Origin of the sequence: Millionella massiliensis (genome assembly GCF_900104655.1) — a bacterium.
Classification (GTDB): Bacteria; Bacteroidota; Bacteroidia; order Bacteroidales; family Rikenellaceae; genus Rikenella; species Rikenella massiliensis.
Genome location: NZ_FNWD01000002.1, coordinates 196,189 through 216,315, shown reverse-complemented (window position 1 = coordinate 216,315; position 20,127 = coordinate 196,189). Strand labels below are relative to the sequence as shown.

The window sequence follows — 20,127 nt, the reverse complement described above, 5'->3', positions numbered from 1 at the left end:
CTCACGAGGCATCCGCCGGATTTATGGCGCCAACCGACTGACCTACGGAAGAGACCGCCATTTTCAACAAACTCCGAACCACAGGTCAGCGGAGATTTAAGCCACCGCATCCCCAATCAAGAACTCTGTAAAAATGAAAAAGATAGTCACCTTCGGCGAGATCATGTTACGTCTGGCCACCCCCGAATACCTGCGTTTTTCGCAAGCCACCAGCTATGAAGCCACCTTCGGCGGCGGCGAAGCCAACGTAGCCGTATCGCTAGCCAACTACGGCATGCAGACCAGCTTCGTGACCCGCCTGCCCGAGAACGACATCGCCAAAGCCTGCCGCGACGAGTTGCGCAAACACGGTGTCGGTACGGACGACATCATCTGGGGCGGCGAACGCCTCGGCATCTACTACCTCGAGACCGGAGCTGTCAGCCGTCCGAGCAAAGTGGTTTACGACCGTGCCCACTCCTCCATCTCGACCGTACAACCCGGTATGATCGACTGGGAACGGGTCTTTGCCGGCGCCGACTGGTTCCACTTCACCGGCATTACCCCCGCCCTTTCGCAATCGGCCGCCGACACCTGTCTGGAGGCCGCACGTGCCGCCAACCGGCTGGGAGTGACCGTATCCTGCGACCTGAACTACCGCAAGAACCTCTGGAAATACGGCAAAAGCTGCACCGAAGTGATGCCCGCGCTGGTCAAATGCTGCGACGTGATTATTGCCAATGAAGAGGACGCCGAAAAGGTGTTCGGCATCAAGCCCGAAGGCTTCGACGTAACGGCGACCGGCGGGCAGGTCGACGCCGCCCGTTTCGAGAGCGTCGCCAGCCAGCTCCAGGCCCGTTTCCCGCGTGCCACGCGCGTGGCGATCACCCTGCGCGGCTCGATCAACGCCAACCACAACACCTGGGGTGCCGTGCTCTACACCGACGGCACACTCTACGCCTCGCGCCGCTACGACATCACCCACATCGTGGACCGCGTGGGCGGCGGTGACTCGTTCGGCGGCGGCCTGATCTACGGGCTGCTGACCTACGGCACCAACTACCAGAAGACCATCGAATTCGCCGTGGCCGCCTCGTGCCTGAAACACACCATCAAGGGCGACTTCAACCTGGTAACCATCGACGAAGTCGAAAAACTAATGGGCGGCGACGGTTCCGGCCGCGTATCGCGATAACCTCGTTCAAAGGTTCAACTCACACCACACAGGAATCTAAAAACAAGCAAAATCGACATGTCACGTTTCAGCAGAATAGAGGTCGCACTCGAAATGAGACGACAGGGCGTTATACCCGTCTTTTACCACGCCGACACCGAACTGTGCAAAGAGGTGCTGAAAGCCTCCTACGCCGCCGGCATCCGCGTATTCGAATTCACCAACCGCGGCGACTTCGCCCACGAAGTCTTCGGTACGCTCAACCGCTGGGCCGCCACCGAACTGCCCGAACTGATGCTCGGCGTCGGATCGGTGGTCGACGCGCCGACCGCTGCACTCTACATCCAACTGGGTGCCGCCTTTGTCGTTTCGCCGCTGCTCAACGAAGAGATGGCCCCCGTCTGCAACCGCCGCAAAATCCTGTGGGCACCGGGTTGCGGTTCGCTGAGCGAGATCGGCCGCGCCGAAGAACTCGGCGCCGAAATCGTCAAGATCTTCCCCGGCTCGTCGGTCGGTGGCCCGGAGTTCGTCAAGGCCGTCAAAGGGCCATGCCCCTGGAGTTCGATCATGCCGACCGGAGGCGTCGAACCGACCGAAGAGAGTCTCCGTGCGTGGTTCAAAGCCGGGGTCACCTGCGTCGGCATGGGTTCCAACCTCTTCCCCAAGAAACTGATCGAAGCCCGCGACTGGGGTGCAATCACCGACACCATCAACCGCGTCCGCGCCATCATCGCCTCGGTACGTTCCTGACAACGCACCGGGCCCGTTAAACCGCTAACCCAAACCTACCCCATCATGAGCCAACCCAACAAGCCATCCGGAAAGATGACCAACTACCGTTGGATCATCTGTTCCATGCTGTTCTTCGCCACGACGGTCAACTACCTCGACCGCCAGGTGCTCTCGCTGCTCCAGCCCGTACTGGAAGAGGAGTTCCACTGGACCGACAACGACTACGGAACCATTACGGCCATCTTTTCGCTGGTCTACGCCATCGCGATGCTCTTCGCCGGCCGCTTCGTCGACAAGGTCGGCACCAAACGCGGTTATGCCTGGTCGATCGCCGTATGGTCGCTGGGTGCCGGCATCCACGCCCTGTGCGGCATCGTGACAGAACAGATAACCGGTCTGCCGGACGCCGCAGCCCTGCGCATGGCACAAGGCGCCGATATTGTCGGACAGATCGCCATGATCAGCGTCACCGCCTTTATCATCTGCCGCTGCGTGCTGGCCATCGGCGAAGCGGGTAACTTCCCCGCCGCCATCAAAGCCACCGCCGAATACTTCCCCAAAAAGGACCGCGCCTTCGCCACCGGTATCTTCAACTCCGGCGCCAACGTGGGTGCCATCATCGCCCCGCTGACCGTCCCCGTGATGGCCGAGCTGTGGGGCTGGGAGATGGCCTTCATCATCGTCGGTCTGATCGGTTTCATCTGGCTCGGCTTCTGGGTCTTCATCTACAAGAAACCCGAAGAGAACACCCGGATGAATGCCGCCGAGCTGGCCTACATCGAACAGGACGCAGCCCGGGAAAGCCAGGAAGCGCAGAAGCCGCAGCAGAACGAACCGAAAGAGAAGATGTCATTCTGGCAATGTCTCAAGTACCGCCAGACGTGGGCTTTCGCCTTCGGCAAGTTCATGACCGATGGCGTGTGGTGGTTCTTCCTGTTCTGGACCCCGGCCTACCTGAAAGCCCAGTATAACATGGTCGGCACGTCGATCGCCCTGCCCATCGCCATCCTCTATACCATCACGGTGATCGGATCAGTCTTCGGCGGCAAGTTCCCGACCTACTTCATCAATCGCGGCATGAACCCTTACGCCGGACGTATGCGGGCCATGCTCATCATCGCCTTCTTCCCGCTGGTGGTGCTCGCTGCGCAACCGCTGGGCGGCATCAGCTACTGGGTGCCCATCCTGCTGATCGCCGTGGGCGCCTCGGCCCACCAGGCCTGGTCGGCCAACATCTTCTCGACCATCGGCGACATGTTCCCCAAACGCGCCATCGCCACCATCACCGGGATCGGCGGCATGGCCGGCGGTATCGGCTCTTTCTTCATCCAGAAAGGCGCCGGGATGCTCTTCACCTACAGCGATCAACACGCCCTCCATTTCCTGGGCTTCGAAGGCAAGCCGGCCGGCTACGCCATCGCCTTCATCTTCTGTGCCGTAGCCTACCTGATCGCCTGGGCCGTCATGAAAACTCTCGTACCGAAATACAAGCCCATTACAGACTTGTAAATCCAAACCCACCACGGTACACACAGCAGGCTTGCATCGACATTTGATGCAAGCCTGCTTCATTTTCACAGCCATTCAAACACAGACTCCATTACAATACCCCCTTTCCCATACAACACCGCACAATCTGTAAAATTGGTAATTCAATCCGTAAAACGATGAATCGTACCGCTACCCTTCTTCCTAATTTTGCATACGTAAAGTTCGGCACACGCCCCACCGATTTGCAAAGAATGACAACCGGAGTATCACTCCACGTGGAGCGGCAAGCCTCTCTTTACACAAGACCCTCCCGACAATCGGCAAAAACGAGATGCCGGATACTCTTCTTGTCATTGTAATTCAGAAACCAAAGCACACCTCCGATCATGGCACAGACGACACCCAACACGAACGGCGGATACATCGCCCCGCTGAGTTCCCATGTGGAACGGACAAAAACGACCTTCAGGAACCGTTTCGGTCTAAGCCTCGCAGGCGATCTCTACACGGCCCGCGATCTCGACCGCACGACACGCCACCCGGCACTGATTGTCGGCGCTCCGTACGGCGGCGTGAAGGAACAGGGACCCTGCATTTATGCCAACGAGTTGGCCCAACGCGGCTTCGTCGTTCTGACCTTCGACCAGGCCAACATGGGCGAAAGCAGCGGCGAACCGCGCAACCTGTCGAGTCCCGAACTCTTCACCGAGAGTTTCAGCGCCGCCGTGGACTACCTCGGGCTGCAACCGTACATCGACCGTGAACGGATCGGAGTGATCGGGATTTGCGGGTCGGGCGGTTTCGCCCTCTCGGCCGCACAGAGCGACACCCGCATCCGTGCCGTGGCCACGGTCAGCATGTACGACATGACCGCAGCCGCACGCCACGGGCTGACCCCGGAACAGGTGGCAGCCGCCAAAGAGCGCATCTCGCGCCAGCGGTGGGTCGACGCCGAACAGGGCTATCCGGAACGCATCACCTACTTCCCGGCCGAGCCGCTGGACTCCGTACCGGCCGACCTGCCCGAACCGACCGCCGAATGGTTCCGCTTCTACGCACTGCGCCGCGGCCATCACCCCTCGGCACTGGGCGGATTCACCACCACCAGCGACCTGGCATTCCTCAATTACGACCTGCTGGGTCACCTCGACGAGATCGCACCGCGCCCCATTCTGTTCGTAGTCGGCGACCGTGCCCACTCCAGATTTTTCAGCGAGGAGGCCTACCGTGCCGCACGCGAGCCCAAAGAGCTGTACACCGTCGATGACGCCGAACACATCGACCTCTACGACCGCACGGACCGCATTCCGTTCGACAAGCTGGAACGTTTCTTCCGCGACGCATTTACCGACTCCCGAAAATAGATCATGAAAAAAACAATCATCGTCGGCCTGACCGCACTGACGTTATCCGTCGGGCCGGCCTTAGCACAAACCACCACTGATATGGACAGAATAGAGACCTGCCGCGAAAACTTCCGAACGCTGTTTCAGGGCGAGGCCCTGACCGGACAGGGTACCGATCCGGAACTGATGGACATCCTCCAGAAATTCATCTTCGGCGAAGTATTTCGCTGCGGCGAGCTGGAGATGAAAACCCGCGAAATGATTACATGCGTCTGCCTGGCCACGATGCAGACGCTGCCCCAGCTCAAAGCGCACGCCGCCGGAGCGCTGAACGCCGGCGTCACCCCGCTGGAGCTGCGCGAAGCGATCTACCAGTGTGCACCGTTCATCGGTTTTCCCCGCACGCTCAACGCCATCGGCACCGTCAACGAGGTATTCCGCGAACGGAACATCGCCCTGCCGCTCGAAGCTCAGGGAACCGTGACCGAAGAGAACCGACAAGCCCGTGGCGCTGCGATCCAGCAACCGCTCTACGGCAACGAGATCCGCACGGCCATGCGCGAACTTCCGACCGGCATGGACACACTCGTACCGGCCTTCCTGACCGAAGTCTGCTTCGGCGACTTCTACACCCGCGGAACGCTCGACACACCAACCCGCGAATTGCTCTCGCTCTGCGCGCTGACCACCCTCGGCGCCGAACGACAGATCGCCTCTCACGCGGCCGGATGCCTCAAGGCGGGGTGCTCGCGGGAGACGATCGCCGCCGCGCTGGTACAGTGTCTGCCTTACATCGGGTTCCCGAACGCCCTGAATGCCCTCCGCACGCTCCAGCAAACACCGGATCCCGAACAATAGCGAGGCCCTGGCAGCGACGTCGGGAACGCCTCCCCGACCCTTTTGATTCTTACACTCCCCCTTTACCGGACATAAAATTCCCAACCGCATGAAACGCACCATCCTTTTAGCACTCCTTTGCAGCCTGTTGCTCCCGGCCACCGCCCTGGCTCAGAAGGCCGCAGTCGTCTACTTCTCGGCAACCGGCACCACCAAGGCTGTTGCCACGCGCATCGCCAGCATCACCAAAGGGAAGCTCTACGCAATCACCCCGGCCACGCCCTATACGAGCGCCGACCTGGACTGGAAAGACAAACAGTCGCGCAGTTCGATCGAGATGAACGACCCCAAAGCACGTCCGGCCCTCAAAAAGAGTTCCGTCGAGCTCAAATCCTGCGACATCATTTTTCTGGGCTACCCCATCTGGTGGAACAGCGCTCCCCGCATCATCAACACCTTCATCGAAAGCCACGATCTGAAGGGCAAGACCATCGTCCCCTTCGCCACGTCGGGCAGCAGTTCGATCACCGCCAGCGTGGCGGCACTGCGGAAAGCCTATCCCGACCTGAAATGGGAGAGCGGCCGGCTGCTCAACGACGTCAGCGACAAGCAGTTCCGCGAATGGCTCGGGAAATATGGATTTTAACCCACATTTAAACGCACACGTACTATGACACCACTTTTTATCGGCGGCATCGGCATGCAGGAGATTTTATTAATTGTGCTGGTCGTACTGCTGTTTTTCGGCGGCCGCAAAATTCCGGAACTGATGAAAGGGCTCGGGAAAGGGGTCCGTTCCTTCAAAGAGGGGTTGAACAACATCGAATCAGACGCAGGAAAAGCCGTGGAGAAAGACAGCAACCGACCCGCCTGACCCGACAGAACACCGCATCCGTAACGAACAAAACGAGTCCTTTTTCTCTCCCCTCCGGCAACCCGTTTCCGCCCGCACACGACGCCCCGGGACCACTCGCATAGCCACTCGAAAACATACCGGGAAACGACTCACTCATCGTGAAGCACGCCAATCTGATAACGACAGACATGACGAACGAAAACAAACTCTCCTTTTGGGAACATCTCGACGCCCTGCGGACGGCACTGTTACGAATCGTTATCGTAACCACCCTGTTCGCCATAGTCGCGTTTTGCCTGAAGGAACAGCTTTTCGCTGCCATTCTGGCCCCACAGCAGGAGAACTTCGTCACCTATCGTCTGCTCCGCACCATCGGATCGTGGTTTGCACAGCCGACCCATGCCCCCATCAGTGTTCCGCTCATCAACACCGGGCTGGCCGGCCAGTTCGTCATCCACATGAAGGCCGCCCTGGCTGCCGGAGTACTCTGCGCCTCGCCCTACATCCTCTATCAGCTCTACCGCTTCGTCTCCCCGGCCCTTTACACCCACGAACGCCGGTATGCCGTGCGGGTGGTGGGCGGAGGTTACGCCATGTTTCTGACTGGAGTCGTCTGTTGCTACTTTCTGATCTTTCCGCTGACCTTCCGTTTTCTCGGGACCTATCAGGTCAGCGACCAGGTGACCAACCTGATCAGCCTGCAATCCTACGTATCGACCCTGATGGTCATGTCGCTGGCAATGGGGCTCGTATTCGAAATTCCGTTGCTCTCCTGGTTCTTCGCCAAGCTGGGTTTCCTCACGGCCGCTTTCATGCGACGCTACCGCAAGCACGCCATTATCCTTATCCTGATACTGGCGGCCATTATTACGCCCACCTCCGACCTGTTCACCCTTTCGCTGGTGGCTTTTCCCATGTGGCTGCTGTACGAAATCAGCATCGGAATCGTCAAACGCACCGCGACAACCGACCGATCGGCCACCTCGAAATCCGCACCGCAGTCCGATGCGGTGAATCCCTAACCTACCGGTAACCGTCGTCCGGCTCGGTAGCCCCGTTTTCTGTATCCTTACCCGTAAAAGAAGCAGCAGAGGGCAGACAGTACGATCGACTGTCTGCCCTCTGCTGCGCATATCCTTTTCTGCCCGGCCGCCCTGCCCGTTACGCAAACAGGTCGAGGAATTTCCTCGGAACAGGGGTCGAGAAATCGAGCCGTTTCCCGGTCACGGGGTGAATAAAACTCAGAACACCAGCGTGCAACGCCACACGACCGATCAACGCCCGCTTCGAACCGTACTTCTTGTCGCCGATGATCGGATGACCGATATACTCCATGTGGGCACGGATCTGGTTCTTTCGCCCGGTTTCGAGTTCCAGTTCGAGCAGCGTCACGTCGTTGCGTTTCGAGCGTTTCAGAACCCGATACGCCGTGTTGGCAATTTTCCCCTCCTCACGGGCCGTCACATAGACCTTCAACGCCTTGCTTTCGGTCAGGTAGGTCGAGATGGTTCCGTGATCGCGTTCCACGATTCCCTCGACCACAGCAAAATATTTGCGTTCGACCACTGTCTCCTCCCAGCGGCTCTGCACCTTGAACTTCACCGCCTCGCTCTTGGCGAACATCATCAGCCCCGAAGTCTCACGGTCCAGCCGGTGCAGTACGAAAATCTTGTTGCGCGGATCGGACTGTTTCACATACTCGCTCAGAATGCTGTACGCCGTGCGCATGATCTGTTTGTCGGTAGCCACCGACAGCAGGCCGTTGCGTTTTTCGATCACGATCAGGTCGTCGTCCTCGTAAACGATGCGCAGCATGGGGTGCGACATCGCCTCGCGAGCCCGTCCCAGGTTGATCTCCAGCCGGTCGCCCGGTGCCAGCGGCGTATCGAACTGTGTGGTGACACACCCGTTCACCACCACCTGACGATGAGCCAGATAGGATTTGACGGTCGTTTTGCTGCGATCCGAAAAATAGGCAAAGAGGAACGGCAACAGGGTGTCCTGCCGTTCGATAACGATAGCAATCGTGTCGGGATTCTGTTTCTTCATGCGGACAAAGATACGAAATCCGGAGCCACGCGCCGCAGAGCGAAGCCCCTTCCGATGCGCTATTTCCGAAAATGCCAAAACATTCTTTATTTTTGCAGGGCAGGCACGCTTGACATCTTTGCACCAAACCGATCATTCCGACCATGAAACACCTTCTTTTCACCGAGCGCATGAAAATGGCCGATCTGGTCCATGCCAACTACCGTTTGCTCTACGTACTGCCCCGTTTCGGGATCCAGTTGGGATTCGGCGACAAAAGCATCGAAGAGATATGCCGGGCCCACAACCTGTCGGTCAGTCTGTTTCTCCTGGTGTGCAACATCTACACGTTCGACGACTTCCTGCCCGATCCCGGCGAGCTGACCACCTTCACGGCTGAAGACCTGACCGGATACCTGCACCGTTCCCACAACGACTACCTCGAGGAGCAGATCCCCGAAATCCGCCGACAGGTCCAGGCGCTGGTCCGCTGCTGCGAGCCTCGTAACGGCAAGATACTGGAACGATTTTTCGACGATTACAGCCGCGAAGTAACCAATCACTTCAACTACGAGGAGACGGTCGTCTTCCCCTACATCCACAACCTGTCGACCGGCCATCCCTCGGCCGAAGGCTACTCGATCGGTCAGTTCGAAGAGAACCACAGCAACATCGAAGAGAAGTTGAGCGACCTGAAAAACATCCTCATCAAATACCTGCCTGACACCTGCCCGGGCGGAGCACGCAACCGGCTGCTGCTGGAGCTCTACCTGCTGGAGGACGACCTGAACAAACATTCCCTGATCGAGGACCGCATTCTGGTGCCGCTGGTTGAACAACTGGAGGGAGGTGCACGATGAACAACACCCCGAAAAAAGGCCGAAAGGTGGCGATTATCGAGCCATCGTCCATTATTACCGCCGGTCTGAAGAGCGTGTTGGCCGATAGCGGGGCCGAATTCGAGCTCTGCGGCACCTTCGAAGAGCCGATGCACTTTGCCGAACGGGCACCGCTGCTGAAACCCGACCTGGTTCTGATCGACCCGGTGGTCTTCGACTTCCAGAAGCGCCACGCCCTGCACAGCTATTTCGAGAATCTGCCCGATGCGACCCTCGTGGCCATCATTTACGGGTTCATCGAGCCTGAGACACTCAAACAGTACCACGGTTCGATCCACATCTACGACGACAGCCGCAAGATTATCCGCCAGTTGCGTCAGGCCATGGACGACCGCACGCGCGACACCGAACCGACCGGCGAAAGCTACGAACTCACCGACCGCGAAAGCGAGATTCTGGTCTCCGTCGCCAAGGGCATGACCAACAAGGAGATTGCCGATGCCCACCACATTTCGGTCCACACCGTCATCTCGCACCGCAAGAACATCACCCGCAAGACCGGCATCAAGACCGTGTCGGGTCTGACGGTCTACGCCCTGCTGAACAACCTGATCGACCAGTCCGAAATCGAATAGTCTCTCGTCCCCCTCATTACGGACCTCCGTCCGCCATGAGGGGGAATTTTATTCAAATTTCTCCCACCAACGCACTTCACGCCGTTCTCTCGCACCGGGACAAAGGAATTTACCCAGGGTGCATTCCTTACACCGAGAGTCCCGATTGATCTCTCCTCTCAACAAGCACACAATACACTAAAAATCACCCCATTAGAATCAACTTCCCCCAATAATTAGGGATACGATTCCCGGATTTTCCTCACATATGGGGATTGTCCCCGCGACTGAATTCGCTGACCTTTGTGATGTCAAAACAAGCAAAGATGTCAGCGAATTTATTTTGTAAGCCAACTCAATAAATGCCCGAAAGCTCCTGCCACCGGAAGCCATGCCGGAACCGTGCAGGAGCTTTCTTTTTTCGATCTCTTCCCGGCCGGAAGTTTTTTCACAGATTCACAAACCACAAACCCACAACCCGATGTTAAAACTTTCACTCCTCACTACGGCCGCCCTGACCGCAGTCTTCGCCTTCAACTCCTGCAAAGAAAAGAGCACCACCCCTCCGCCGCCCACCAGCGGCACGTTCACCGTCAAAGCTCCCGGTTTCGACCGTTGGGTCTACTTCTCGTTCGAGTTGGGCGACACCCTCGAAACCGACGGTTCATACTCCGCCCTCTATAACAGCAAGACATGGGATCTGGCCTTTCACCGCGGCGACATTCGCACCAATAGCGGCCCGTCGGGTCCCGGTGCGGGAGGCGCGTTTGCCACGAGTTCCTCGGACCTGAGCACCGTAACCGAGAATCCCGCCGAAGTGACCTATACCGCCGATGTCAGCGCCGAGATCACCTTCCCGACCATGCGCGAGACCGCCGAACAATCCAAAAACGAAGTACTCGCCGCCTGGTACACCAGTTCGGGCATGCCCCCTACGTACACCGTACATCCGACCGTCTATTTCGTCCGCACGGCCGAAGGCAAATACGCCAAGGTACAATTCACGGATTACACCAACGACAAAGGCGAGGGCGGCTACGTCACCTTCTCGTACGAATACCCCGTAGAATAAGGCCATGCGTTACCAAACCCTGCTTATGGCCGGCAGCCTGGCCCTGCTGGGCTGCCTTTCCCTTTCCGCCAAAGAGAAAGACAAAAGACCGGACGGAGATGATCCTGTATGGAAGATTGAAACGGACGATGTGGTGGTGACCGCCACCCGCACCCCGAAACTGCTCAAAGACGCTCCCGTCATTACACGCGTCATTCGTGCCGACGAGATCCGCAAAACCGACGCCACAACCGTCAAGGATCTGCTGGAGCTTGTGCTGCCCGGCGTTGAATTCACCAGCCACGGCGGTACGATGAACATCAACCTGGCCGGCATGGGGGCCAACTACGTACTCTTCCTGATCGACGGAGAGCGCATTGCCGGCGAAGCACGTGACAACATCGACTACGACCGACTGAACGTCGAGAACATCGAACGCATCGAAGTGGTCAAGGGAGCCGCCTCGGCCCTATACGGTTCGAACGCCATCGGCGGCGTGGTGAACATCATCACCAAGAAAGCCACCGAGCCCTGGCAACTGAACCTCAACGCCCGCTACGGTCGCGAGAACGAACAGCGCTACGGCGGTTCGCTCGGTTTCAACACCCGCCGTTTCAACAGTTTCACCACCGGGACCTACAAACACCGCAACGGATACACCCTCACCAACCGGGCGGGATCCTACATCGAATATCCCGACGGTTCACAGGTGTCGAACGACGACAACGGCAGCCTGACCACCATCTACGGCTACAGCGACTGGGACATCAACCAGAAGTTCATTGTCCGTCCGGTCGATCCGCTGACCATTACCGCCGCCGGCACCTACTACAACCACGAGCAGTACTCCAGCACGAAGGTGCACGACCTGTACCGCGGCTACACCGGTCGTCTGAACCTGAACTACGCCATCGATTCGAGCCAGAACATCGAAGCGAGCTACAAATTCGACGAGTACGACAAGTTCGACTACTATCTGCGTCTGGACGAAACGGACAAGACCTACGTAAACAGTCAGCACACCGGCCGTCTCCAGTACAACAACACCTTCCGCCGTGCCGGCACGCTCACCCTCGGAGCCGAATACTTCGGTGACCGGCTGAACACCTACCAGTTCAAGGGCCAGGACCCGGAGCACTCGACCGAGACCTACGTGGCCTTCGCCCAGCACGACGTCAATCTGGTCGAGCGGCTCAACCTCGTGTACGGTGCGCGTCTCGACTACCACTCGACCTACGGCGCCCACGTCAGCCCGAAAGTGTCGCTGATGTACCGGCTCAGCCCCGTGACCCTTCGCCTTTCGTACGGCGGCGGTTTCAAATCGCCGACCCTCAAGGAGCTCTACACCGACTGGAGCCACCAGGGGATGTTCCAACTGATCGGTAACCCCGACCTGGTGCCCGAAAAGAGCCAGAACGTGTCGCTGTCGGCCGAATACACCCGGGGCAACTTTTCGGCCTCCGTGATCGGCTACTACAACAACATCCGCGACAAAATATCGACCGTCTGGAACAACGCCGCCGACACCTCGTTCTACACCAACATCGGACGTGCCGAGGTGTGGGGCATCGACGCCAACGTCTCGGTTCGCCTGCCCTACGGCTTCGGGATCACCGCCTCGTATGCCTATGTGCACGACTACCAGCCGCTGGATGGGGTTAACACCTCGACCGCCCGTCCCCACTCGGCCACCATTCGGTTCGAATACGTACTCAAACGCAAAAACTACGGACTGGATGTCAACCTAACGGGGCGCATCCTGAGCGCCGTAACCACCCACACCTTCGACGATACGTATACCAACGCCGACGGGACCACCGGAGCTGCCTACCAGCAGCACTACCCGGCCTACACCATGTGGAAACTGGTTGTTACGCAACGCTTCAGGAACGCCATAAGTCTGAACCTCGGCGCCGACAACCTCTTCAACTACAAAGCCTCGGTCTACAGTTTCAATACCTCGGTATCGCCCGGCATTACCCTGTTCGCCGGCATTTCGCTCGACGTGGAGCAGCTGTTCCGTAAAAAACGCTAACGCATGAAGAAAAAAATATTGATTGCGGGTATCGGTCTGGCCGCCGTAATTCTGGTGGTATGGTTTTGTTACGCCGTGGCCGGCCCTACCCGTATCGCATTGGTCAACTTTCCGAAATACCAGATGGCCCGCATGGCCAAATCTCTGGACAACAGCTCCGTAAAACTCGAAGCGATCGAGCTGGAGCAATTCGGCCGGTTGAAAAAATTTGACGCCGTGCTGATCTTCGGCATGGGGATTCGCATGACCGACGACCACCGGGCACTGCTCGAGAAGCTCAAGAACAAAGGGATGCCCATCTACTCCACGTCGGTGACCGATCCCGCGAACAACATCATGAGCCTCGACTCGGCGCAACAACGGATCCTCGGGGCCTACCTCGGTAACGGCGGTACGAAGAACTACCGCAGCCTGTTCAACTACATCCGCCGGGAACTGGACGGCAAGAACCTCTTCACCGGAGCGATCGAAGCTCCGGTCGAGATCAGCGGCGACGTGCTGTTTCACCTCGACGACGAACAGACCTTCGCCACGGTCGACGAGTTCGACGCCTACTACAAAGCGAACGGCTACTACACCGAACAGGGGCCCCGCGTAGCGCTGCTGGTGGGGATGGCCGGGCCGTTCGACACCAACAAGGAACACCTCGACTCGCTGATCTGCCACCTCGAAGCGCGCGGGATGAACGTCTATCCCATATCGAGTTTCTCGCGGCGGCTTGAACTGTTGCAGCAGATCGCTCCCGATGCCGTCATCTACATGCCCCACGGCCGCCTGCTGATGGGACAGGGCGAGAGCGGTGTCGAATGGCTCCGGCAGCGGAACATCCCGATCTTCTGCCCCATCACCATCAATGACACCTACGACCACTGGATGGCCGACAAACAGGGCATGGTGGGCGGATTTCTCAGCCAGAGCGTCGTGATGCCCGAACTCGACGGGGGTATCGTTCCGATGGCCATCAACGCCCAGTTCATCGACGACGAGGGCCTGTATCTCTTCCGGGCCATTCCCGGACGCGCCGAACAGTTTGCCTCCACCGTATCGAACTACCTGCGCCTCCGCACGAAAGCCAACAGCCAGAAGAAAATCGCCATTTACTATTTCAAAGGCCCCGGCAGCCATTCGCTGGTCGCCGCCGGGCTGGAGGTGCTTCCCTCGCTGTACAATTTTCTGAAAGCACTGCAAAGCGAAGGATACGATCTGAGCGGCCTGCCCGCCACTGAAGAGGCTTTCGAACGGCTCGTGATGGAGCGCGGACCGGTGTTCAACAGCTACGCCGAAGGTAACATCGACCGCTACCTCCGGTCGGGCTATCCGGAGATGGTGGCGACGGCCGACTATGACCGCTGGCTGCACCGCACGCTCGCTCCCGAACAATACGCCAGCCTGACCGGCAAACACGGCGCAGCACCGGGCCCCTTCTACACCACGAGCGACAGCATCGCCGTGACCCGCATCCGATTCGGAAACGTCGTCCTGTTGCCCCAGCCCACCCAGAGCACCGGCGAGAACAGTTTTGCCGCCGTCCACGGCGACAATCCCATCCCGCCCCACCACTACATCGTTTCGTACCTGTGGACCCGTTACGGATTCGGAGCCGATGCCATGATCCACTTCGGCACGCACGGCTCGCTGGAGTTCATCCCGGGCAAACAGGTGGCCCTTTCGACCGCCGACTGGAGCGACCGTCTGGTGGGCGACCTGCCCCACTTCTATCTCTACACGATCGGCGACGTCGGCGAAGGGATCATCGCCAAGCGGCGCAGCTACGCCACCACCGTTTCGCACCTGACCCCGCCGTTCATCGAGACCGAGATGCGCGGCGAGGTGGGCCAACTGTTGAAACAGATCAAAGACTATCTGTCGAAAGAGCCGACCGGGCGTTCCCAGGCCGACAACCTGAAGATCAAAGCCACCGCCCTGCGCATGGGGCTGCACCGCGACCTGCGGCTCGACAGCACCGCCACGACGCCCTACGCGGATGCCGACATCGAACGGATCGAGAACTTCGCCGAGGAGCTGTGCTCCGAAAAGATCACCGGCGGCATGTATACCCTCGGCGAACGGTTCACCCCCGAGAAGATCGAGTCTTCGGTCGAGCTGCTGGCCACCGATCCGGTCGCCTACGGACTGGCCGCGCTCGACAAAGCGAACGGCCGCATCACCCAACAGCAGATCGACAACACAGCCCTCTTCAACCGTCGTTACCGCACCCCGGCGCAAGCGGCCGTCCAACATCTTTTGGCCCGTGCATCCCTCACTCCCGACGCCGTTCTGGCCTCCCTGGGCATCTCCGAAGCCCAACTCGCACGGGCCCGTCATATCCGGCAGCTTACGCAACCCAAAGACCGCATGGCAATGCTTCGGGCAATGAGCGGCAAGCGTGACACCGCCGCACGCCCCGACCGCAGCGCCCAACCGGGGCCATCGGAACGGATGACATCCCGACAAGACTCGACGCTAAAGACCGCCATGGGCCGACAACATGGTGAGAAGCGTCCCGAAGCCATATCGGGAGCTACGGCCGTACGTGATACCGTCACAGCCGCCGACCGCGAGTTTGCCGACGCGGTACTGAACATCGCCGACGCACTGGCCAACGTCCACAACTACCGCAAGGCGCTGGAAGAGAGCCCCGGCCGGGAGCTTGCTTCACTGCTGAACGCCCTCGACGGCGGCTATGTGTCGCCCACACCGGGCGGCGACTACATCGCCAATCCCAACACGCTGCCCACGGGCCGCAACCTCTACTCCATCAATGCCGAAGCGACCCCGTCGGCCGACGCATGGGCCAAAGGGGCGGCCATGGGCGAACAGATGCTGGCCGACTACCTGAAAAACCACGGTGGGAACTACCCGAAGAAGGTCAGCTTTACGCTGTGGTCCGGGGCCTTCATCGAGAGCGAAGGCGCCACCCTTGCCCAGATCCTCTGGATGCTGGGCGCAGAGCCGGTCCGCGACCAGTTCGGCCGCGTGATAGACATCCGGCTGGTCCCGGCCTCGGAGATGAACCGTCCGCGCATCGACGTAGTGGTCCAGACCTCCGGTCAGCTGCGTGACCTGGCCGCCTCACGACTGGCCCTGATCCAAAAGGCCATCGAGATGGCCGCCGCTGCCGATGACACGGGCGAGAACTACGTCGCACAGGGACAGGTGGCCGCCGAAAAGGTGCTCCTCGAAAAAGGCTTTTCGCCCAAAGAGGCCCGCGAACTCTCGACACGCCGCGTCTTCGGCGGACTGAACGGGATGGCCGGCACCGGCATCACCGCCATGGTCGAGAGCGGCGACCGCTGGGAAAACGAACGTCAGATTGCCGACACCTACCTCAACAACATGGGAGCCGTGTACGGCAGTTCCGAAGAGTGGGGCGACTTCCGGGCCGGCGTATTCGAGGCGGCCCTGCAAAACACCGACGCCGTGGTACAGCCGCGTCAGAGCAACACCTGGGGAGCACTGAGCCTCGACCACGTGTATGAATTCATGGGCGGGCTGAACCTGACCGTGCGCAACGTCACGGGCAAGGATCCGGACACCTACTTCAACGACCTGCGCAACCGCCATCACGCCCGCGTACAGGAGCTGAAAGAGGCGATCGGCGTCGAGGCACGCACCACGATCTTCAACCCGGTCTATATCCGGGAACAGCTGAAGGGCGGCGCGTCGTCGGCCGCCAACTTCACGGAGGTGGTCCGCAACACCTACGGTTGGAACGTGATGAAGCCGGCCGCCATCGACAACGAGCTGTGGGACCGGATTTACGACATCTACGTACAGGACGGCCTGCACTTGGGCACCCGGGAGTTTTTCGAACGTGAAAGCCCGGCAGCCCTACAGGAGATGACCGCCATCATGCTGGAGACGGCCCGCAAAGGGTATTGGAAAGCCTCGCCGGAGCAGTTGAAAGCGATCGCGGAACTGCACGGCGAGCTGGTGACCCGTCACGAAGCAGCCTGCAGCGGCTTCACCTGCGACAACGCCAAACTGCGCGACTTCATCGGTCGGCAGCTGACGCCGGACAAGGCGCAGGCCTATCGAGCTTCGGTCGATCGGGCCATCGCCACCGCTCCGTCCGACCACTCCGCCGACCAAAAGAGCATGGTGCTCGAAAAAGAGTCGCTCAACGGCCCCGACGACACCCCCCGACCGTTCCGCGGTCTGGGCATCGCCCTAGGAGCCTTCGGGGCCATCTGCGTCGCGGTGGTTCTTATGCTACTTCTGCGCAAAATGCGCCAACGCAAAGCCTAAGCCCATGGACAGCGTATTACTTCTGCTAACTCTGCTGGCCGTCGTCAAGACGGTACTGAGCGACAGTCTCCTGCCCCGACGGTGGCAGGGGCTGTCTTTCGGCCTGCTGTGCGCCGCATCCGTCTGGCTGAGCCACCCCTGGGCCCTGGAGCTCAACAAGCTTCAGGTGGAGAACGTCCTCTCGGAACAAAAGGCACTGATGAACATCTCGCTGGCGGTCATGCTCGACCTGCTGCTCACCTTCGGCACCTGCTGGACACGCATCGTTTCGCTCCGCAAGACCCGCTGGCTCCGCTACGTTCCGTCGCTGCTGATCTTCCCCGCCCTGTTCTACCTTCAGGTCAATCTGTTCTTCTCCTTCGCGGGGAGTCCATTCACCACCGTCAGTCTCATCCTCGCAGCGGCGACGCTCGTCGTTCTGACCGGCGGAGACTTCGCAATCCGGGCTTTACTTCCCTCGTCCGAGAGCCGTATCGAACTGACCCTGCTCTGCGGCATGCTGATCTTCGCCCTGACCATCTGCTGCACGGTGTTTCACCCATCGGCCGCCGTGGTCAGCCACAGCACACCGGTCGACTGGCGCAGCATGGGACTGGCTCTGTCGGTCACAGCCGTTCTTTTCGCAGCGGGCTATTTCGCCCCGCGCATCCTCAAAAAACTGAAAAAACAACACAACTCACTGTAATGGAATACGTCTCAAACCTCCTTTTCTGGATCTCGAACGGCCTGCTGGTTCCGGTGGTCGTCGGTCTGCTCTTTTTCTTCGTCCGGTCGATCTTCATGCTCGGCGGCTTCTATAACCGTTACATGCAGCGTCGGAAAGTCCATCAGAGCGTCGCTTCAGCCATGAATTCCCTTTCGGCCAGCGATCTCTCCGCCCTCCGCGATACGCTGGCCGCCCAACCCGACTCGGCATTCATCCGCACCGCCCGCACACTGCTCGATGGCGACGGCAGCGAAGCCCTCCACAACCGCATCATCTCGGAGTACGAGATCGCCGCCGACCGCGAGCTGGGTCACGCCAAAATGCTGACCAAATTCGGTCCGATCCTCGGTCTGATGGGGACGCTGATCCCGATGGGACCGGCCCTGATGGGTCTCTCGACCGGGGACATCGGTTCGATGGCCTACAACATGCAGGTGGCCTTCGCCACCACCGTAATCGGACTGTTTGCCGGAGCGGTCGGGTTCGTACTGCTTCAGGCCAAACAGCGCTGGGCGGCACAGGACCTCACGTGGCTGGACTACCTCTCGGCCGTGACGCTCGAAGCCCGTACCCGGGCTCACCTGCCGCATGTAAAAGAGATGACCGTCACCAAAAACGCCGTGAACCAATGAGACGCAGACGTATTCTGAACACGGGCGAGGATCACGACCCGGTGGCACTGCTCTCCAATCTGTTCGATGTGGCGATGGTCTTCGCCGTGGCGCTGATGGTAGCTCTGGTGACCAAATTCAACATGACGGAGATCTTCTCGCAGGAAGACTACACGATGGTCAAGAACCCCGGCAAGGACAACATGGAGATCATCACCAAAGAGGGGCAGCAGATCACCCGTTACAAGCCCTCCGAATCGCAGGAAACTTCCGGCAAGAAGGGTCGCAAGGTCGGTATCGCCTACGAGATGGAGAACGGCGAGATCATCTACGTTCCGGAATAGGCTTCCCGCCCTGCATTACACCAGCGCCCCGTATTGCTCAGAGCATACGGGGCGCTTTAATGAGAGCCGAACGGAAAACCGACGCACAGAACGTTCCTTATTCGACCGTATAGAATATCAGAACGGCATTGTCTTCCTCCGAGACCGAAACCTTGTCGCGATAAGCGGCAAAACGGTCGTCCTCCAGGAACACCGGCGCCTCGACGGAGGCCACGAAACAATCTTCCGTTGCGCAAGCAATCGGTTTAAACCCTCGGAAACTCTCGTACGACAAAAGATACTGACGTTTCGATTCTGTATTATAATACCAACTGTATTTATTTTCCCTGATCGAAAACACCATTCCCCACCACTGCCGAGTCGGATAAAAACTGGGGAAATTAACCAACTCTTTTTCATCGAAAACTTCCGAAAAGTTCTGGCCGGTCAGCGTTGAAACAATTTCGGGAGTCAGCGTATGCACACCGAAATCGAACGGTATCTCTTTTACGTCCGATGTATCGGACCCCACCGTATAGATGCTCGAGCTGTAATCGGGAAAATAATAGATTTGCCCTCCGGCCTCCGTAAACGGGAAAATCGCAGGAATGCTCACTGTCGTTTTGGCCAATATCGGCGACACGGTTTCATACACACGCTTGCCATTTTTGTCCGTAACCACCAACGTACCCTGCTGATTATAGGCATCTTTAAACGCCAGGAACTGATCGAATACCGCAATAGCGTCTGCACGGAAATCGACCGGAATGGAGCGGATAAAATCGTCGTTCAACGAATAGACCAGAACTTTATCGATGGCCCGATCGCAAATATACACCTCATCTCCCGTCACCCAGAAATTGCTCATCCGGATATATTCCCGCGGGCCACGGCCGACATGCTCGATTTTCGACAGGTAGTGACCCGCCGTATCGAAAACCAGCACTTTCTGATCGTCCTGAACGAAAATATGCCGATCTGTCGCACGGATACGGAAAAAACTATTATACATAGTCTCTTTGCGAGTCTCCAACGGTACGATTTTTTCTACTTTCCATACCGGGGCGGGAGCCTCAAAATCGACCTGTATCCCGCCGACACCCGACTGTCCCTTTTCGGTACATGAGACTGTCAGGAACATCGCCGCAATATAAAATCCCCATCTTTTCATAATTACGAATCTTTAAATAGCCTGAATCAACGACAAAGATTCCCTCCGCTTTCGCAACGAGAGAATCTTTGCCCGAAAACTAACAT

General features: G+C 58.7%; 18 protein-coding genes. 16 read left to right on the top strand and 2 right to left on the bottom strand.

Going from position 1 to position 20,127, the window contains the following annotated elements:
• Positions 1-133: 133 nt before the first annotated feature.
• From BQ5379_RS00880 to tatC, 8 genes are all read left to right on the top strand, one after another.
• Positions 134-1,174 carry a sugar kinase gene (locus BQ5379_RS00880; RefSeq protein WP_071133686.1) on the top strand — a complete coding sequence of 347 codons (1,041 nt, stop codon included), beginning with the start codon at positions 134-136 and terminating at the stop codon, positions 1,172-1,174.
• Positions 1,175-1,231: 57 nt separating this feature from the next.
• On the top strand, positions 1,232-1,903 hold the full coding sequence (locus BQ5379_RS00875) for a bifunctional 4-hydroxy-2-oxoglutarate aldolase/2-dehydro-3-deoxy-phosphogluconate aldolase (protein WP_071133685.1): 672 nt from the start codon (positions 1,232-1,234) through the stop codon (positions 1,901-1,903).
• Between the two features lie 45 nt (positions 1,904-1,948).
• Positions 1,949-3,394, top strand: a complete 1,446-nt coding sequence (locus BQ5379_RS00870) for an MFS transporter (protein ID WP_071133684.1) — start codon at positions 1,949-1,951, stop codon at positions 3,392-3,394.
• Between the two features lie 368 nt (positions 3,395-3,762).
• On the top strand, positions 3,763-4,740 hold the full coding sequence (locus BQ5379_RS00865) for an alpha/beta hydrolase (protein ID WP_071133683.1): 978 nt from the start codon (positions 3,763-3,765) through the stop codon (positions 4,738-4,740).
• A gap of 3 nt (positions 4,741-4,743) precedes the next feature.
• Positions 4,744-5,580, top strand: a complete 837-nt coding sequence (locus BQ5379_RS00860; protein WP_071133682.1) for a carboxymuconolactone decarboxylase family protein — start codon at positions 4,744-4,746, stop codon at positions 5,578-5,580.
• A gap of 88 nt (positions 5,581-5,668) precedes the next feature.
• Entirely contained in the window at positions 5,669-6,205 is a 537-nt protein-coding gene (locus BQ5379_RS00855; protein WP_071133681.1) for a flavodoxin, read from the top strand.
• Between the two features lie 24 nt (positions 6,206-6,229).
• A complete protein-coding gene (locus BQ5379_RS00850; RefSeq protein WP_071133680.1) occupies positions 6,230-6,433 on the top strand; it encodes a Sec-independent protein translocase subunit TatA/TatB in 204 nt (67 codons plus the stop codon).
• A gap of 170 nt (positions 6,434-6,603) precedes the next feature.
• Positions 6,604-7,437: a twin-arginine translocase subunit TatC gene (tatC, locus tag BQ5379_RS00845; protein WP_071133679.1), complete on the top strand. Its 834-nt coding sequence runs from the start codon at positions 6,604-6,606 to the stop codon at positions 7,435-7,437.
• A 139-nt stretch (positions 7,438-7,576) separates the two neighbouring features.
• On the opposite strand, the gene BQ5379_RS00840 is transcribed toward tatC, so the two are convergent.
• The gene (locus BQ5379_RS00840) at positions 7,577-8,464 is read right to left on the bottom strand and encodes an RluA family pseudouridine synthase (RefSeq protein WP_071133678.1); all 888 of its coding nucleotides are present in this window, start codon (positions 8,462-8,464) and stop codon (positions 7,577-7,579) included.
• A gap of 143 nt (positions 8,465-8,607) precedes the next feature.
• On the opposite strand from BQ5379_RS00840, the gene BQ5379_RS00835 reads away from it, so the two are divergent.
• The 8 genes from BQ5379_RS00835 (at position 8,608) to BQ5379_RS00800 (ending at position 18,891) form a co-directional block, all read left to right on the top strand.
• Complete coding sequence (locus BQ5379_RS00835) at positions 8,608-9,303, top strand: hemerythrin domain-containing protein (protein ID WP_071133677.1); 696 nt, start codon at positions 8,608-8,610, stop codon at positions 9,301-9,303.
• A complete protein-coding gene (locus BQ5379_RS00830) occupies positions 9,300-9,917 on the top strand; it encodes a response regulator transcription factor (protein ID WP_071133676.1) in 618 nt (205 codons plus the stop codon). The genes BQ5379_RS00835 and BQ5379_RS00830 overlap by 4 nt, the downstream gene beginning before the upstream one ends.
• Positions 9,918-10,377: 460 nt before the next feature.
• Positions 10,378-10,968 (top strand): HmuY family protein, encoded by a 591-nt coding sequence (locus tag BQ5379_RS00825; protein ID WP_071133675.1) that lies wholly within the window; start codon positions 10,378-10,380, stop codon positions 10,966-10,968.
• A 4-nt stretch (positions 10,969-10,972) separates the two neighbouring features.
• On the top strand, positions 10,973-12,982 hold the full coding sequence (locus BQ5379_RS00820) for a TonB-dependent receptor plug domain-containing protein (protein ID WP_083377504.1): 2,010 nt from the start codon (positions 10,973-10,975) through the stop codon (positions 12,980-12,982).
• Between the two features lie 3 nt (positions 12,983-12,985).
• A complete protein-coding gene (locus BQ5379_RS00815) occupies positions 12,986-17,230 on the top strand; it encodes a cobaltochelatase subunit CobN (protein ID WP_071133674.1) in 4,245 nt (1,414 codons plus the stop codon).
• Positions 17,231-17,234: 4 nt separating this feature from the next.
• Positions 17,235-17,915, top strand: coding sequence for a hypothetical protein (locus BQ5379_RS00810; protein ID WP_071133673.1), 681 nt, complete (start codon positions 17,235-17,237; stop codon positions 17,913-17,915).
• On the top strand, positions 17,915-18,568 hold the full coding sequence (locus tag BQ5379_RS00805) for a MotA/TolQ/ExbB proton channel family protein (RefSeq protein WP_071133672.1): 654 nt from the start codon (positions 17,915-17,917) through the stop codon (positions 18,566-18,568). The genes BQ5379_RS00810 and BQ5379_RS00805 overlap by 1 nt, the downstream gene beginning before the upstream one ends.
• Entirely contained in the window at positions 18,565-18,891 is a 327-nt protein-coding gene (locus tag BQ5379_RS00800) for a DUF2149 domain-containing protein (protein ID WP_071133671.1), read from the top strand. The genes BQ5379_RS00805 and BQ5379_RS00800 overlap by 4 nt, the downstream gene beginning before the upstream one ends.
• Positions 18,892-18,988: 97 nt before the next feature.
• Here BQ5379_RS00800 and BQ5379_RS00795 read toward each other — a convergent pair whose 3' ends face one another.
• Positions 18,989-19,903, bottom strand: a complete 915-nt coding sequence (locus BQ5379_RS00795) for a 6-bladed beta-propeller (protein WP_159431192.1) — start codon at positions 19,901-19,903, stop codon at positions 18,989-18,991.
• Positions 19,904-20,127: the final 224 nt, after the last annotated feature.